Origin of the sequence: Planotetraspora mira (assembly GCF_016863275.1) — a bacterium.
Taxonomy (GTDB): domain Bacteria; phylum Actinomycetota; class Actinomycetes; order Streptosporangiales; family Streptosporangiaceae; genus Planotetraspora; species Planotetraspora mira.
This window is the reverse complement of record NZ_BOOO01000013.1, coordinates 309,725-324,994: the sequence shown is the minus strand read 5'-3', so window position 1 is coordinate 324,994 and position 15,270 is coordinate 309,725. Positions and strand designations below refer to the sequence as shown.

Here is a 15,270-nt window from a genome sequence, read left to right as displayed (position 1 = left end):
ACCCGTCGGGCGCGTGCACGTTCAGATCGACGCCCGCGGCTAGCGAGGAGGATTTGGTGGACAAGCCGGACTGGGCCGCACCCCTGACCGAGGCGTACGAAAGGTCTCTGGGCTATCTGACGGGCCTGCCCGACCGGCCGGTGGGCAACACGATGAACTGGCCGGATCTGCGCGAGGCATTCGGCGGGCCGTTGCCGGACGGCCCCGAGGACGCGCGGGAGGTGGTCGCGAAGCTGGCCACGGCGGCCGAGCCCGGTCTGGTGAACACACCGAGTGGCCGCTTCTTCGGATTCGTCGTCGGCGGCGCCCATCCGGCGGCGCTGGCGGCGGACTGGCTCGCGACCACGTGGGACCAGAATGCCTGCCTGGCCGCCCTCGCCCCGTCCGCCTCGGCGGTGGAAGAGGTCGCCGGACAGTGGCTGGTGCGGCTGTTCGGGCTCCCGGCCCAGACGTCGGTAGGGTTCGTCACCGGCGGTCAGATGGCCAATTTCACGGCGCTGGCCGCCGCCCGGCACGAGATGTTGCGCCGGGAAGGCTGGGACGTCGAGGCCGACGGGCTGGCCGGGGCGCCCCGCCTGCGCGTGCTGGCGGGCCGGCAGCGACATGACAGCATCGATCGCGCGCTGCGCTTCCTCGGCCTGGGCCGCAACGCGATCACCCCCGTGGAAACGGACGACCAGGGGCGGATGCGCCCCGACGCGCTCGCCGAGGCGCTCGCGGAGGGCGGTGGGCCGACGATCGTCTGCGCCCAGATCGGCGGCGTCAACACGGGGGCGTTCGACCCCGTGGGCGAGATCTGCGCGATCGCCCACCAGGCCGGGGCCTGGGTGCACGTCGACGGCGCCTTCGGGCTGTGGGCCGCGGCCAGCCCGCGGTTGCGGCACCTGACGGCGGGCGTCGAGATGGCCGACTCGTGGGCCACCGACGGCCACAAATGGCTCAACGTGCCCTACGACTCCGGCATGGTCTTCTGCGCTCATCCAGAGGCTCACCGGGCCGCGATGGGCATCCGGGCCGGCTATCTCATCCACGGCGCCGACGGGGAACGCGACCCGCTCGACTACACCCCCGACTTCTCCCGCCGCGCCCGCGGGTTCGCCGTGTACGCCGCGATCCGGACGCTCGGCCGCACCGGCATCGCCGACCTGGTGGAGCGCTGCTGCACACTGGCGGGCAGGTTCGCCGGACGGTTGGCCGCCCACGACGGCGTCGAGGTGCTCAACGAGGTGTCCCTCAACCAGGTGCTGGTGCGCTTCCTCTCCCCCGACGGCGACCACGACGGTCACACCCGCGCGGTGGTGGATCGGGTGCAGCGGGAGGGGACCTGCTGGATGAGCGGGACGGTCTGGCAGGGCCGCGCCGCGATGCGGATATCGGTGTCGAACTGGTCGACCGATCAGGACGACGTGGACCGGTCGGTCGAGGCGATCCTCCGTTGTGCCCGGCCGGACGCCGGAGGCCGATGAACATGAGCGCGGTCGCCGGCACGTCTCCGCGGGGCCGATGACGCGCGACGGCCGCCGGTCGGGAGACCGGCGGCCGTGCGGAACATCACGGAGGGGGGTCAGCGGACGTTGCGGACCTTGACCGTGTCCTTGCGGTAGCTGTTGCTGTGGCCGTCCGGCTTGTAGTTGCCCTCGACGTTGCCCGCGATGTCCACGGCGAACCAGTGGACCTCGGTGGTCTTGTCGACGGTGATCTGCTGCGCGCCCTCACGCATGCCCGCCGCGGCGAGCCTGGGCGAGCTCAGCGTCGGCCGGCTGCCGTCCAGCGTGTAGTACACGTTGGCCGGCTCGTCCATCGTGAAGGTGAACGTGGCCGAGGAGTCGGTGCGGCCGGTCACCTCGAGCTTCGACTTCGGCCGGTCGTTGTCGTCGGAGAACGACCTGGCGACCTCGAGGATGGCGAGCTGGCCGTTGGCGAACTCCATCGCCTCCTCGTGTCCCTCGGCGAAGTCGGGCTGGAAGCCCACCGCCTCGAACTGCTTGGTGGTCGCGTTGTAGACGTCCGCGCCCACCTCGAAGTCCCAGCCGATGATGCCGCGGTTGAACCAGTGCTCGTCGGCGCTGTTGCCCGCCGCCGAGTACAGCACGTCCGGGACGGGGCCGGTCTGGCCGGGCCAGATCCCCGTGCCGCGCCACGCCTGCACCGCCGACAGGATGTGGCTGGAGGCGTTCCAGAAGTAGTTCTCCGTGCCGAAGTCGACCCGCGGCAGCAGCTCGCGGCCCGCCGTCTTGTAGGCGCCCGGAGGCCACATGAAGTAGCCGCCGTAGGAGTGCGTGTTCATCGCGAACTTGATGTTCGGGTACTGGTGGGTCAGCCAGACCTCGTTCTGCGTCTCCGGCTCCGACAGCTCGGACGGACCGGCGAACGTGCCGCTGGTGCAGCTCGACGAGGCGCCGCTGTACCCGTCGAACAGCGAGCCGACGGTGAAGTTGCGGTTCAGGTCGACGCCCCACGAGTTACGCGACGCCGGGTCACCGGAGGTCGCGGGGCAGTAGTTGGTCATGTTCTTGCGCTGCATGTTGTAGTCGTAGAAGCTGTACGTCCCGCCGTCGGGGTTGACCGTCGGCATGATGAAGATGTCGAGGTTGTCGACCAGCTTCTTCGTCGCCGGGTCGCGGTCGTAGTTCCGAAGCAGACGCTCGGCGGTCTCCACACAGGTCAGAGGCGTCACCCACTCACGGGCGTGCTCCTGGCAGTAGAGGAACACGCCGACCTTCGAGCCGTCGCGCTTCTTTCCGATGCGCAGCGCCTTCATCTGGAACGGGGCCCGCGAGACGCTCGCCGGCGCCTTCAGGTTGTCGGTCAGCTTCGTCGCCGGCGCGGCGGCCACCAGGCCGGCGCCCGCGTTGCCCCGGTAGGTCGACGCCGTCAGCAGCGCCGCGGCGGCGGTGTCGGCGTTGACCGCGTCCACCACCTGGCGGGCGGTGCTGCTGATCGCGCCGGTGGCGTCGGTGGCCAGGTTGACCGTGACGTTCTTGCCGGCGACCGCGATCGACAGCGGGGCGGAGGCGGTGGCCGGCTGCGCCACCGTCACGCCGATGTCGTTGCCGCCCTCGCTTCCGTACGCCTTGGAGGTCACGTAGAAGGTGCTCGCCGTGGCCGTGCCGAACTGCGCCTGCGCCGCCCGGCGGTAGCCGTTCGTCTTGTTCGGCAGGTCGATGATCTGCGAGATCTTCGGGAACTGCCTGGCGAGGGAGGTGATGCGACCCGTGACCTCAGTGGGGTCCATGTAGTGGTCGACGAAGTCCTCGACGTAGTGCTTGCTCGGCGGCTTGCGCTTTTCACCGAGCCACTTGTTCACCGGCACGGTGACCGAGCCGCCGCGGCTGCTGGTGATGGTCACCTTGGTGGGGGCCGCGGTGATCGGCAGCGGGGAGCTGAACCGGTGGTACATGTACTGGCCGGCGTCGGTGAACCGCGACATCGTCGCCGTGCCGCCGGAGTCGGGCGCGGTCTTCGGGCCGCTGTCCCACGTTGCGGTGAGCACCGTCTCGGCGTCCGTGGCGCTCGACTTGACCTCCACCGAGAGGAATCGCTGGTCGTCGAGGCTGGTGAACCACTCGGCGCGCAGCGGGGTGAGCGTGTCGCGCTCGTCCTGGGCGGCCTCCGCGGACATGATCGCGGACTTGCGCTCGGCCTGGTTCTGGGCGTAGTCCGTCTGGTCGGAGATGGCGCCCCGCACGTCGAAGCCCTGGTCGCGGAGGTCCTGGGCCTCCTGCGGGCTGAGAACGGCGTGGACCTCGATGCCGTTGTCGAGAGGCTTCTTGTATTCGGCGAGGTCGACGCCCATGTCGTTGAGCCGGTCCACCGCCGCCTGGTCGGGCACGACGATGCGGAGCAGCGCCACACCGTTCTGGTCGGTGCTGGGCTGCCGATCCGGCACGACCTGACCGGTCTGCGGAGAGGGATCGGCGAGAACGGGGTTCGGGCTGAGGGTGAGGGTGAGGGCAATGGGCAGAGCCAGTACGACCGCTACGCGGCCGACCCTGCCATTGATGGAACGCCCCATGACAGATTCCTCCAGTTGGCACACGGTTTCCCGGGGAGGGGGTGTCCCGGCAGAATGTGCGCAATTATCAAGATCCTCGTCAAATAGCGAATCATCGTCAAGGTCCAAATCTCTATATTTGGTGCGTCCGGTAATGTAACAGAATCTTTATCTAGAACTTATGGACCATGGTCAAATTTCGAGATAAAGACATACATCGCGAGCGATTCACCCCCGTTACGCTCGGCGAGCATGAATACCGATGACGTGTGGCGCCTCGTTGACCAGGCGCGATCCGAACTCGACGAGGAAACCCGCGACGACGCCGAGGCGGTGGCCCGGCAGATGGTCGCGCTGCTGTCCCAGCGGGATCCGGCCGAGATCGTCGCATGCGAACCGCCGCTCTGGGACCTGCTCACCGCCTCCTATCGAGCGGACCTGTGGGCGGCCGCATATGTGATCAACGGCGGCGCCTCGGACGACGGATTCGACTACTTCCGGGGCTGGCTCGTCGCCCAGGGCGAGGCGGCGTACGGCCAGGCGATCGAAGACCCCGACTCCCTCGCCGGCCTCCCCGCCGTCCTGAGCGCACACGCCCAAGGCGACGATCTTCAGGGGGAGGACGTCCTCAGCGTGGCCTGGCACGCATATCAGGCCGTGACGGGCGAGGAACCGCCGCCGTGGTCCTTCTCGGTCCGGCATCCCCGCCTGGATCCCGACTGGGACTTCGACTTCGACGACGAAAAGGAGATGCGACGCCGCCTGCCTCGGCTGACGGCCCTCTTCTACGGCCCGGCCCAGTGACCTGAGGCGAGGCCGTCAGTCGCAAACGCTCTCGATCGGTGCGTCGGCGGGGGCGCATAAACCGATGCCGAGGGAAATGCCCAACCGGCGCTCCACTCCGTCGGAGAGATAGGTGACGACGATGCCCCTGCCGAACGCGGTCTTCTGCGTCCGGCGTGAGACCTGGAGCACGAGTTCCGCGAATTCCATCCTCGAAGAGTCCTCTGGCTGGCACGCCTGGGAGACGTCGTGCTTGACGGACAACGCACGTCCCTCAAGTCCGATGGGCTCTCCCAGGTTGACGCCGTCGTTGTCGAACGGCCGGTGGAAAGACCGCAAGGTGAAGGCGTCCACATTGAGGTCCCCCAGATTCTCCCCGAACCCGACTCGTGTGACGGTGACCGATCCGCCGCGATCGAGGCAGAGCGGGATATTGCCGAACAGGTAGGGATGTCCCAGCCGCGCGGACGACGACCTTCTTGTAATCACCCAATGCGACCCCGTCCCGTGACGCCCCGGCAACGATGATCACCGAGGGCTGCGGCCATCATCACCGCTGGGCAGGCGGTCAGGGAAGACGTCTTCCCTGACCGCGTCTCAGGCTCCTCCACCGAGGGATCGCTCCGGAGACGCAAGCGGACGGCCGCAGGAAACACCGCACCCCCACGTGAGCGCGTACGTGTTTCCCCCGGGCGGCCCGTCCGGAGGGTCCCGTCGGTCAGTTCGTGCTGTGTGCGACCTCGGAGCGTGAGCGGCCGTGGTGGTCGTCGTGCCCGTGGCCGTCGTGACCGTGGCCGTCGTGCCCATGGCCGTGCCCCCGGCCGTGGTGCGGCCGCCGCAGCCCGGAAAGGTCCCGCTTGGCGACGCTGTTGCGATCGGAGACGTGGTTGCCCAGCGCGAACTGCGGCCAGTAGCCCAGGATCTCCTGCCGGCTGCGCTCGCTCCACGCGCGCGCCAGCTCGCTGCGGCACTTGTAGAAGTTCAGCGCGTATCCCTCGGTGTGCAGCCTGAGCAGGGAGAAGCCTCCGGGGTACTCCTTGACCGCGGCGACCTCCTGCAGCGTGACGCCGGGCGCGGCGGGGCTGACGGTGCGGTGGTTGCGGTGCGTGTGCCCGGCATGGTGAAGGAAGACGCCGGGGGTCTTCGCGTACGCGCCGAGGACCGAGGCCGCCTGGGCGGCGTCGAGGGAACTGCCCGGAGTGATCGGGAACGGCGAGTCGGTCATCACGAGCGGGTGGTGCCCGAAGACGACGGTCGGCTGGTCCCTGTGCGCGGCCAGATCGGCCTGGAACCAGGACATCTGCTCCGGCGACATGCCGCCGGCGTCGCCGCCGTTGCCCGGCTTGTCGTAGGTGTCGAGGCCGATCACGTGCAGCCCCGAGAGGTCCTTCGAGAAGTACGTCAGCTCGTCCTGGGGGAAGTAGGCGTCCTGGAAGCAGTCGTTGCCCTGCCACCTGCCGACCCGGCAGGTGGCGTAGGCGTCCCCGCTGTGCGCGCGATCGTGGTTCCCGCGCGTGACGAAGTAGTCCTCGCGGTACCGCCCGAACCGGGTCAGAAGTTGCCGGGACCGGTTGAGGTCGGCGGGCACGGCCTCGGCCGAGATGTCGCCGGCCGCCAGAAGGTAGGTCGGGTCGAGCCTGGCGACGTCGTCGACCATGGACTCCAGCATCACCTCGGGGTACGGCGGGAGTCCGGGAACCTGGGAGATGCCGATGTACTGCGGTTGGCCGCCGACCAGCCCGGCCTGGGTCTCACCCATGTGCAGGTCGTTGCAGAGCACGATCGAGAACAGGAAACGTCCCGGTGGCGGCTGCGGCGTCGTGAAGGAGAAGGGGCCATTCGTGCCGCGACCGTAGTCGGAGGTGCCCACCGCGTTGCCGGCGATGAGGGTGAACTCCATGGGCGAGGCGAGCTTGCCGTTGGATCGCGCCTGGTAGTAGTAGGTCTGGCCAGGTTCGAGGTCGGTCAGTTCCACGTGGTGGTAGGGCGTGTGCGAGCGGATGCCGCCCGCGACGCGGTTCAGCCGCGAGGGATGGGTGCCGTAGACCACCTCTCCGTCGGCGGGCGCGGGGACCATCCGGCCCAGGCCGTCGTCCGTGCCGGGCACGCCGGTGTACCACGTGATCACCGCCCGGTCCTCGGTGAGCGTCACGAGTTCCAGGTTGACGGGCATCACGTCCGTGGGCTTGGCCGAGGCGTACGCGCGTGCGGGGCCCATGCCGGCGAGCGGCACGGCCGGCCCCGCCCGAGGAACGTCGTGTGCGCGACGTGCCGCCCCGCCCGGCCTGCCGCGTCGCCGTACTGCCGTGAGCCGATGCGCGCGGGAGCGTCCCGGACGTGAACAAGAAGGTGGTCGAGCCTTCTCCGGACGTTTCCTCAGGGGTCACGGATCATCGGCAGGTTGGGATCCGTGGTCGCGCCCGCCCGGGTCCCGCGAAGCTTCCCGGGCCGTCGTGCCACGACTTCTCTGCACCATCGCGCCACACCGTCCGGGGCACGCCCCTTCCGTACACGGACCAGGAGACGCATGTGACCAGACTCCGCAGCACCGCCGCGGCCCTACTTGCCGGAGCGGCCGTCGTGGCCCTCGCGAACCCGGCGTTCGCGACCTCGTCAGGAAGACATCACCACAGGAGCTTCGACCTTCAGGCTCACCGCGGCGGCCTCGGTCTCGTCGTGGAGAGCACGCTCGACTCCTTCGCCAGCGGGCTACGCGTCGGCGTCAGCACGCTGGAACTGGACATCCAGATCACCGAGGACGGCAAGGCCGTCGTCACGCACGACCGCAAGGTGGACGGCCGCAAGTGCCAGGACACCGGGCCCGCCTCCCCCGGCGACCCCGAATACCCCTATGTCGGCAAGTATGTGAACACGCTCTCCCTCGCCCAGGTCAGGACGCTGGACTGCGGGTCGAAGCCGCTGACGGAGTTCCCCGGGCAGCGGCCCGCCCCCGGGGCCCGGATGCCGCTGCTGAGCGAGGTGTTCGACCTGGTCAAGCGCTTCCACGCGCACGATGTGAAGCTGAACGTCGAGACCAAGGTCGAGGCGGGCGCCCCGGCGGAGACCGCGCCGCGTGAGCAGTTCGTCCAGGTCGCCGCGCGGGAGATCCGTCGCGCTCACATGATCAAGCAGGTCACGATCCAGAGCTTCGACTGGGGCTCGCTCATGCGCATGCGGAAGGTCGAGCCGCTGCTTCCGCTGGTGGCGCTCACCAACTACGACTTCCTCCAGACCGGCCAGCCCGGCGCGTCGCCCTGGCTGGGCGGCATCGACATCGACGCCTTCGGCGGCGACCCGCTGAAGGCGATCAAGTCGTTCGGGGCCAAGGCCTTCTCGCCCGTCCACGGGTTCCCGCAGAACGGGAAGGTGACCGACCCCGGCTACCGGCCGTACGTCACGAAGGCGATGGTCGACGAGGCCCACCGGCTCGGCCTGAAGGTGATCCCCTGGACCGTCGACGACGAGCCCACCATGAACAAGCTCATCGATGACGGCGTCGACGGCCTCATCACCGACTACCCCGACCGCCTGCGGGCGGTGCTCGCCGACAGGGGCTTCACCCTGCCCAGGCAGTACAGGGGCCCCCGCGGCTGACCCCGACACCCCGAACGTCCCGACCGCCCACGCAGGCGGCCTCCGTCTGCGTGGGCGCCCCGGTGCTCAATCGTCGAGGGCGGCCAGGTCGTCGGGCGTCAGGCGAATCCGCCCTGCGGCCATGTTCTCCTCCAGGTGGTCGAGGGAGCCCGTGCCGGGGATCGCGAGCATCACCGGTGAGCTCGCCAGCAGCCACGCGAGCGCGACCTGCGACATCGTGGCCTGATGACGGGCCATGACACCCGCGAGACGGGCTCCGTCGATCGGCCGCCACCCGCCGCCGAGCGGGAAGAACGGCACGAAGGCGATTCCGGCCTCCTCGCATCGGTCCAGAACCTCGGCGTCGCCCCGGTCCTGCACATGAAAGCTGTTCTGCACGGCCGCCACCGGTGCGATCCGCTGAGCCTCGGCCAGTTGGGCGGCGTCGACGTTGCTCACGCCGAGGTGCCTGATCAGCCCTTCCTCGCGCAACTCGGCCAGGGCCGCGAACCGGTCGGAGATCGACACGCCGCCGGGGGCGTTCATGCCCCCCACACGCAGGTAGACGAGGTCGAGCCGGTCCACGCCGAGGCCGCGCAGGTTGTCCTCCACGAGTCCGCGCAGTTGCGCGGGGCCGGCCTCACCGCTCGGCACTCCCGAGGAGTCCGGCAACGGCCCGACCTTCGTCGCGATCACAAGCCCGTCCACGTACGGCGCGAGCGCCGTCCTGATCAGGTCGTTGGCCACCACCCCGCCCCGGCGGTAGAACCACGCCGTGTCGATGTGGTTCACACCCAGTTCGAGCGCGCGGCGAAGCACCGCGATGCCCGTCTCCGGGTCGCGGGCGGGACCGCCGAAGGTGCCGGTCGGCAGCCGCATCGCGCCGAAACCGAGCCGGTTGACCGGCAGTTCTCCGCCGAGGCGGAACTCCCCTGTGAGCGCGGCGGGAGAAACCGAATATCCGTTCGTCGTCATGAGGGCAAGACTCCTCCGCCGGCGGAGCCGGGTCGATGCGATGGCAACAAGCTGCCACCCCGGCCGGGCCGGTCATAATGGATGAATGACTGCTAACCAGGTCATGACCGTCCGCGGTGACGCGGAACTCATCGCGCGCGCGGGTCATCTGTTCGCCGGCGCTCGTCACGAGTTCGTGTGCGCGGCCCGCGATCTGGACACGTGGTCGCAACCCGAGGCACGGGAGGCGATCAGCGGCCGGATGCACGCGGACGGCACGGCCGGTTTCGTGGTGCGCAAGCTGCTCACCCCGTCAGCCCTCGCCGACGAGGCGTCGCGGCGGCACCTGAACGAGATCACGGCCGCGGGCGGCCGGGTGCGGATCAGCTCGGCCCCGCTCCCCCACGAAACGATCATCATCGACCGGCGGGTGATGATCCTCGCGAGCCCTGAGGCTCCGGGCCCACGCGAGTTCACCGTCACCACCTCGCCCGCGCTCGTCAGCGGCGTGCACGCCCTCTTCCTCGCCGCTTGGGACAATGCGACCGACCTGGCGGCCTACCTGTCCGGCGACCGGCCTCACCTCGACGACGACAACCGGGCCGTCCTGCGCGCTCTCGGCGCCGGATACACCGACGAGACCGCGGCCAGAGGTCTGGGTCTGTCCGTGCGCACCTACCGGAGAAGGGTCGCCGAACTCATGGCCACGCTGGAGGCCGATTCCCGGTTCCAGGCCGGGCTGCGCGCGGGAGAACTCGGCCTCACCGGCTAGCCCACCGGGCCGGTGCCGCCTTCGTCCGGACGGGGCGGTTGCGCCGGAGCCAGACGACGTCGCGGCCGAAGGACCACACCAGGGACGCCAGCGCCGCTCCGACCGAGACGGCCTCGACGGGGTACGGCAACACGCCCGAGGCGGCCACGACGAGCACGATCCCCTGGGTCGCCGCCACGACCTTCCTGGCGAAACTCGGCGGCAACGCCGACCGCAGCCAGGGCATCGTCCAGCCGGCCACGACGAAGGCGTACCGCATGGCGCCGATCACCAGCACCCACGCGCCCAGGGAGACCGAGACGTAGACGCTCAGGACCAGGATCAGGAAGGCGTCGACCTCCATGTCGAAGCGTGCGCCCAGTTTGGACACGGTCCCGGTGCGCCTGGCGACCTGACCGTCGACGGCGTCGAGGATCAGGGCCACCGTGGCGAGTGTGACCAGGATCACCAGCGACAGCCCTCCGGCCGGGTGATCCGTCATCACCAGGACCGCCACAAGCGCCGTCACACCCCCGACGAGCAGCGCACGGGCCAGCGTGACATGATCGGCCGGGCCCAGTGAGCGGGTTCCCGACCGCCGGGCGGCGACGGCGAGGAACACCCACAGGGCGGCCGTGTAGACGACCCCGGCGGCCAGGCTCGCCGTGCTCAGGCCCACGACGGCGTGGAGGAGGCCCAGCAGGCCGACCTGGACACCCGCCCCGGCGGCCTGTTCCCAGTGGATTGAACCCGCGCCGAACTGTGCACGTGTTGTTGGAGTAGTTCGTATGGACGGTGCCGTCATTCGGAACCCCTGTACTCATTCGTACCCATATGCACCATCTATCCACCAGTTGAGGAGATGCTCGGTGATACGTACGGCACGTGCCTTCTGGTTCACGTCTCCCGGAGAGGGCGAGATCAGATCGGTCGCCCTGCCGGAGCCAGGCCCAGGCGAGGTGCGGGTCCGTACGCTCTGCTCGGGGGTGAGCCGGGGCACCGAGACCCTGGTCCTGCGCGGCGGCGTGCCCGAGAACCAGTACGACGTGATGCGGGCGCCGTTCCAGGAGGGCGACTTCCCCTGGCCCGTGAAGTACGGCTACCTCAACGTCGGGGTCGTCGAGCACGGGCCGCCCGATCTGCTCGGCCGTCCCGTGTTCTGCCTCTACCCCCACCAGACCCGCTACGTGGTCCCCGCCGAGGCGGTCGTCCCCGTGCCGGACGGGGTGCCCCCGGAGCGGGCCGTGCTCGCCGGGACCGTCGAGACCGCGGTGAACGCCCTGTGGGACGCGGCGCCACTGGTCGGCGATCGGATCGCCGTCGTCGGCGCCGGGATGGTCGGCTGCGCCGTGGCCGGGGTGCTCGCCGGATTCCCCGGTGTCCGAGTCCAACTGGTCGATGTGAATCCCGCGCGGGCCGGTGTCGCCGCGGCGCTCGGCGTCGGCTTCGCGTCGCCCGAGGAGGCCGAGGGCGAGTGCGATCTCGTCGTCCACGCCAGCGCCACCGAGGCGGGGCTGGTCCGGTCCCTCGAGTTGCTCGCGCCCGAGGGAACGGTCATCGAGCTCAGCTGGTACGGCGACCGCCGGGTCAGCCTGCCCCTGGGCGAGTTCTTCCACTCACGCCGTCTGACCGTCCGCAGCAGCCAGGTGGGCATGGTGTCCCCGGCCCGGCGTGCGCGCCGCGGCTTCTCCGACCGGCTGTCGCTGGCGTTGCGCCTGCTCGCCGATCCCGTGTTCGACGCGCTGATCACCGGCGAGAGCGGGTTCGATGACCTGCCCGGGGTGATGTCCCGTCTCGCCGGCGATCTTTCCGCTCTGTGTCACCGAATCGTCTACGACCCCGCCCAGCTCTGAGAGGTTCCACCTTGTTCAGCATCACCGTTCGCGACCACGTCATGATCGCTCACAGCTTCCGCGGCGAGGTCTTCGGCCCCGCGCAGCGGCTGCACGGGGCGACGTTCGTGGTCGACGCGACGTTCCGCCGCACCGATCTCGACGCCGACAACATCGTCGTCGACATCGGGCTGGCCACCCAGGAGCTCAGCGCGGTGCTCGCCGATCTCAACTACCGCAACCTCGACGACGAGCCCGCCTTCGCCGGCGTCAACACCTCGACCGAGTACCTGGCCAAGGTCATCGCCGACCGGCTCGCCGAACGGGTCCACACGGGCGCGCTCGGAGAGGGGGCCCGCGGGCTCGCCGGGATCACGGTCTCCCTGCACGAGTCGCATGTCGCCTGGGCGACGTACGAGCGCACCCTGTGAGCACGGCCGGCGTGTTCGCCGTCCTGCCCGGTGACGTCGACGACGTGGCCGCCCCGAGCGGCGGCAACGTCTACGACCGCCGGGTCTGCCAGGGACTCGCGGCGGGCGGTCTGCCGGTCCACGAGATCTCCGTACGGGGAGCCTGGCCGCGTCCGGATGACGACGCCCGGGCGGAGCTCGCCCGATCGCTCGCCGCGGTGCCCGATGACGCGGTCGTCCTCCTCGACGGGCTCGTCGCGTGCGGGGTCCCCGACGTGATCGTCCCGCACGCCGGGCGGCTGCGCCTGGCGGTTCTGGTCCACCTGCCCCTGGGCGACGAGATCGGACCGGAGCCCGGCGCGGCGGCGGACCTGGACGCCCTCGAACGGGAGACCCTGCACGCCGCCGGAGTCGTCGTGGCCACCAGCCCCTGGACGGCGCGCCGGCTGATCGACCACCACGGGCTGCCGGGAGAACGGGTCCACGTGGTCTCCCCCGGCGCCGACGGCGCGCCCCTGGCGTCCGGCACCGACGGCTCCTCCCGGCTGCTCTGCGTCGGCTCCGTGACCCCGACCAAGGGCCACGACCTGCTCGTCGAGGCCCTCGCGGAGGTCCGGGAGACGTCCTGGAGCTGCGAGATCGTCGGGCCGCTGAGCCGGGATCCCGCGCATGTCGGCCGTCTGCGGCGGCTGATCGATCGTCTCGGGCTCGCCGGCCGCGTACGACTGGCAGGCCCGCTGACGGGTGAGCGACTGGCCGGGGAGTACGCGGGCGCCGACCTCGTGGTGCTCCCCTCCCGCTCGGAGACGTACGGCATGGTCGTGACCGAGGCGCTGGCACGCGGGGTCCCGGTGCTGGCCACGGCCGTGGGCGGCGTGCCGCAGACCCTCGGCGAGGCTTCCGACGGCGGTCCGCCGGGAATCCTTGTATCTCCGGAGGACCCCGCGGCGATCTCGGCGGGGCTTCGCCGCTGGTTCGGCGATCCCGGCCTGCGGCGCCGGCTCCGGCTTTCGGCGCGTGATCGCCGTGAGCGGCTGGAACCGTGGCATGAGACGGCACGGCGCATGGCCGTCGTGCTCGGACGACTACAAGGAGGGACACGATGAGCACGCCGGCATCCGGCGACGAGCCGGCCCGAGTCACCCCGGACTGGCTGGCGTTGCGCGAGGGCGCGGACGCCGCGGCCAGGGCGACCGAGCTGCTCGACCCGCTGCGGGCCTACCTGGCGGAGGCCTCACCGGAGCGGCTGGTCATCCAGGATCTCGGGTGCGGCACCGGCTCGCAGGTCCGGTGGCTCGCCGGACGGCTGCGCGGCCCGCAACACTGGATCCTCCGTGATCGTGATCCCGAGTTGCTCGCCCACGTCGATGAGGGCGTGCCCGCCGCGGCGGCCGGCGGAGGCGCGGTGACGGTCGAGACCCGCCAGGGAGACCTCACCGCTCTCCGCGCCGAGGACTTCGGCGGCACGTCGCTGGTGACCGCGTCCGCACTGCTGGATCTGCTCACGTTCGACGAGATCGACGACCTGGCCGCGGCCTGCGTCGATGCCGGATGCCCGGCTCTGCTGACCCTGTCCGTCGCGGGCAGGGCCGACCTGTCCCCCGCCGACCCGCTCGACGCCGAGCTGGCCGAGGCCTTCAACGCCCATCAGCGACGCACGATCGGAGGCCGCCGTCTGCTCGGCCCCGACGCCCCCGACGCCGCCACCAAGGCCTTCGAGCGTCGTGGAGCGGTGGTGCGGAGCCGGCCCAGCCCCTGGCGGCTCGGCGCGGACTCCGCCGCGCTGGCGGAGGAATGGCTGCGCGGATGGGTCGCCGCCGCCTGCGAGCAGCGGCCCGACCTCTCGTCCCAGGCGGATCCCTACCTGCGCAGAAGGCTCCAGGCCTGCCGGGCGGGCGAGCTCGACGTCGTCCTCCACCACACCGACCTGCTCGTGCTCCCCCCGCGGGCGGTCGCCGCGTGACGCTGATGCGCAGGCTCTGGCCCTGGCTGCGGATGCTCATCGGAGCGGGCATCCTGGGGGTCCTCGTGTGGCGTCTCGGCACGGGCGCCTTCGTGGACGGGCTTCGCGTGATCGACGGCTGGTCGGCGATCGCGGCCCTCATGATCGGCCTGGCGACCACCGTGGTCAGCGCCTGGCGCTGGTGTCTCGTCGCACGTCGCCTCGACCTTCGGCTGTCGCTGCCGACGGCCGTCGCGGACTGTTACCGGGCGCTGTTCCTCAACGTGCTGCTGCCCGCGGGGGTCCTCGGGGACGTCCACCGGGCGGTGAGTCACGGCCGGCAGTCCGGGAACGTGGGCCGGGGCGTGCGCGCCGTGGTCCTCGAACGGTTCGCCGGCCAGGTGGTGCTCATCGCCGTGGGTGTGGCAGTGCTGCTCACCCAGCCCGCACTGATCTCGGCCGTGGCCCACGACCTCGCTCCGAGCCGCGTGCTGACGATCGGCGCACTGGTCCTGCTCGCCGTCCTCCTCGTGATCGGCGGATGGACCCTGTCGCGGCGGGGCGGGGCGCCGTGGCATCGCGCCCTCGCGACGGCATGGGCGGAGGGGCGCACCGCCCTGCTCGCCCGCGACGTCTGGCCACGGGTGGCGCTGCTGTCCGCCGGCGCGGTGGCGGGGCACCTCGTCCTCTTCCTCGTCGCCGCCCGCACCGCGGGATCGCACGCGACGGTCGCGCAGTTGCTGCCGCCGCTGGTCCTGACGCTCCTCGTGATGGGCCTGCCGGTGAACATCGGAGGCTGGGGGCCGAGGGAGGCCGTCTCCACCCTGGCGTTCGGCGTCACGGGTCTGGGAGCCACCCAGGGGCTCACCGCCGCGGTGGTCTACGGCGTCCTCACGTTCGTCTCCACGTTGCCCGGCGCCGTGGTGCTGTTCCTGCGCCGCGGCGGCCGGCGGCACGGCCAGGACAGTCCGCGGCCGAGCGGGACGGTCCACCCCGCCGTCCGGTGAACGCCCGGCGGCGCCGGCTCCCCG

14 protein-coding genes are annotated in these 15,270 nt (G+C 70.7%); 9 read left to right on the top strand and 5 right to left on the bottom strand.

Annotation, left to right across the window (positions count from 1 at the left end):
- Positions 1–56: 56 nt before the first annotated feature.
- Complete coding sequence (locus Pmi06nite_RS12655; RefSeq protein WP_203953119.1) at positions 57–1,466, top strand: pyridoxal phosphate-dependent decarboxylase family protein; 1,410 nt, start codon at positions 57–59, stop codon at positions 1,464–1,466.
- Between the two features lie 98 nt (positions 1,467–1,564).
- Here Pmi06nite_RS12655 and Pmi06nite_RS12650 read toward each other — a convergent pair whose 3' ends face one another.
- Positions 1,565–4,015, bottom strand: coding sequence for a M14 family metallopeptidase (locus Pmi06nite_RS12650; RefSeq protein ID WP_203953118.1), 2,451 nt, complete (start codon positions 4,013–4,015; stop codon positions 1,565–1,567).
- Positions 4,016–4,246: 231 nt separating this feature from the next.
- On the opposite strand from Pmi06nite_RS12650, the gene Pmi06nite_RS12645 reads away from it, so the two are divergent.
- Entirely contained in the window at positions 4,247–4,798 is a 552-nt protein-coding gene (locus tag Pmi06nite_RS12645) for a DUF4240 domain-containing protein (RefSeq protein WP_203953117.1), read from the top strand.
- A gap of 15 nt (positions 4,799–4,813) precedes the next feature.
- Here Pmi06nite_RS12645 and Pmi06nite_RS12640 read toward each other — a convergent pair whose 3' ends face one another.
- A complete protein-coding gene (locus Pmi06nite_RS12640; protein ID WP_203953116.1) occupies positions 4,814–5,266 on the bottom strand; it encodes a hypothetical protein in 453 nt (150 codons plus the stop codon).
- Between the two features lie 229 nt (positions 5,267–5,495).
- A complete protein-coding gene (locus tag Pmi06nite_RS12635) occupies positions 5,496–6,995 on the bottom strand; it encodes a purple acid phosphatase family protein (protein ID WP_203953115.1) in 1,500 nt (499 codons plus the stop codon).
- A gap of 311 nt (positions 6,996–7,306) precedes the next feature.
- Between Pmi06nite_RS12635 and Pmi06nite_RS12630 the strand changes: the two genes are divergently transcribed.
- Positions 7,307–8,371 carry a glycerophosphodiester phosphodiesterase family protein gene (locus Pmi06nite_RS12630; protein ID WP_203953114.1) on the top strand — a complete coding sequence of 355 codons (1,065 nt, stop codon included), beginning with the start codon at positions 7,307–7,309 and terminating at the stop codon, positions 8,369–8,371.
- Positions 8,372–8,437: 66 nt separating this feature from the next.
- Here Pmi06nite_RS12630 and Pmi06nite_RS12625 read toward each other — a convergent pair whose 3' ends face one another.
- On the bottom strand, positions 8,438–9,325 hold the full coding sequence (locus tag Pmi06nite_RS12625) for an aldo/keto reductase (protein WP_203953113.1): 888 nt from the start codon (positions 9,323–9,325) through the stop codon (positions 8,438–8,440).
- 85 nt (positions 9,326–9,410) lie between these two features.
- Between Pmi06nite_RS12625 and Pmi06nite_RS12620 the strand changes: the two genes are divergently transcribed.
- A complete protein-coding gene (locus Pmi06nite_RS12620) occupies positions 9,411–10,076 on the top strand; it encodes a DNA-binding response regulator (RefSeq protein ID WP_203953112.1) in 666 nt (221 codons plus the stop codon).
- Here the strand turns inward: Pmi06nite_RS12620 and Pmi06nite_RS12615 are convergent.
- Positions 10,066–10,860 carry a CDP-alcohol phosphatidyltransferase family protein gene (locus Pmi06nite_RS12615; RefSeq protein ID WP_203953111.1) on the bottom strand — a complete coding sequence of 265 codons (795 nt, stop codon included), beginning with the start codon at positions 10,858–10,860 and terminating at the stop codon, positions 10,066–10,068. The genes Pmi06nite_RS12620 and Pmi06nite_RS12615 overlap by 11 nt on opposite strands.
- A gap of 64 nt (positions 10,861–10,924) precedes the next feature.
- On the opposite strand from Pmi06nite_RS12615, the gene Pmi06nite_RS12610 reads away from it, so the two are divergent.
- The 5 genes from Pmi06nite_RS12610 to Pmi06nite_RS12590 are packed head-to-tail and all read left to right on the top strand — an operon-like array spanning position 10,925 to position 15,246.
- The gene (locus Pmi06nite_RS12610) at positions 10,925–11,908 is read left to right on the top strand and encodes a zinc-dependent alcohol dehydrogenase (protein WP_203953110.1); all 984 of its coding nucleotides are present in this window, start codon (positions 10,925–10,927) and stop codon (positions 11,906–11,908) included.
- An 11-nt stretch (positions 11,909–11,919) separates the two neighbouring features.
- Positions 11,920–12,318, top strand: coding sequence for a 6-pyruvoyl trahydropterin synthase family protein (locus Pmi06nite_RS12605; protein WP_203953109.1), 399 nt, complete (start codon positions 11,920–11,922; stop codon positions 12,316–12,318).
- A complete protein-coding gene (locus tag Pmi06nite_RS12600) occupies positions 12,315–13,403 on the top strand; it encodes a glycosyltransferase family 4 protein (protein WP_203953108.1) in 1,089 nt (362 codons plus the stop codon). Before Pmi06nite_RS12605 ends, Pmi06nite_RS12600 begins: the two co-directional genes overlap by 4 nt.
- Entirely contained in the window at positions 13,400–14,260 is an 861-nt protein-coding gene (locus tag Pmi06nite_RS12595; protein ID WP_203953107.1) for a class I SAM-dependent methyltransferase, read from the top strand. The genes Pmi06nite_RS12600 and Pmi06nite_RS12595 overlap by 4 nt, the downstream gene beginning before the upstream one ends.
- Before the next feature lie 5 nt (positions 14,261–14,265).
- The gene (locus tag Pmi06nite_RS12590; protein WP_203953106.1) at positions 14,266–15,246 is read left to right on the top strand and encodes a lysylphosphatidylglycerol synthase transmembrane domain-containing protein; all 981 of its coding nucleotides are present in this window, start codon (positions 14,266–14,268) and stop codon (positions 15,244–15,246) included.
- Positions 15,247–15,270: the final 24 nt, after the last annotated feature.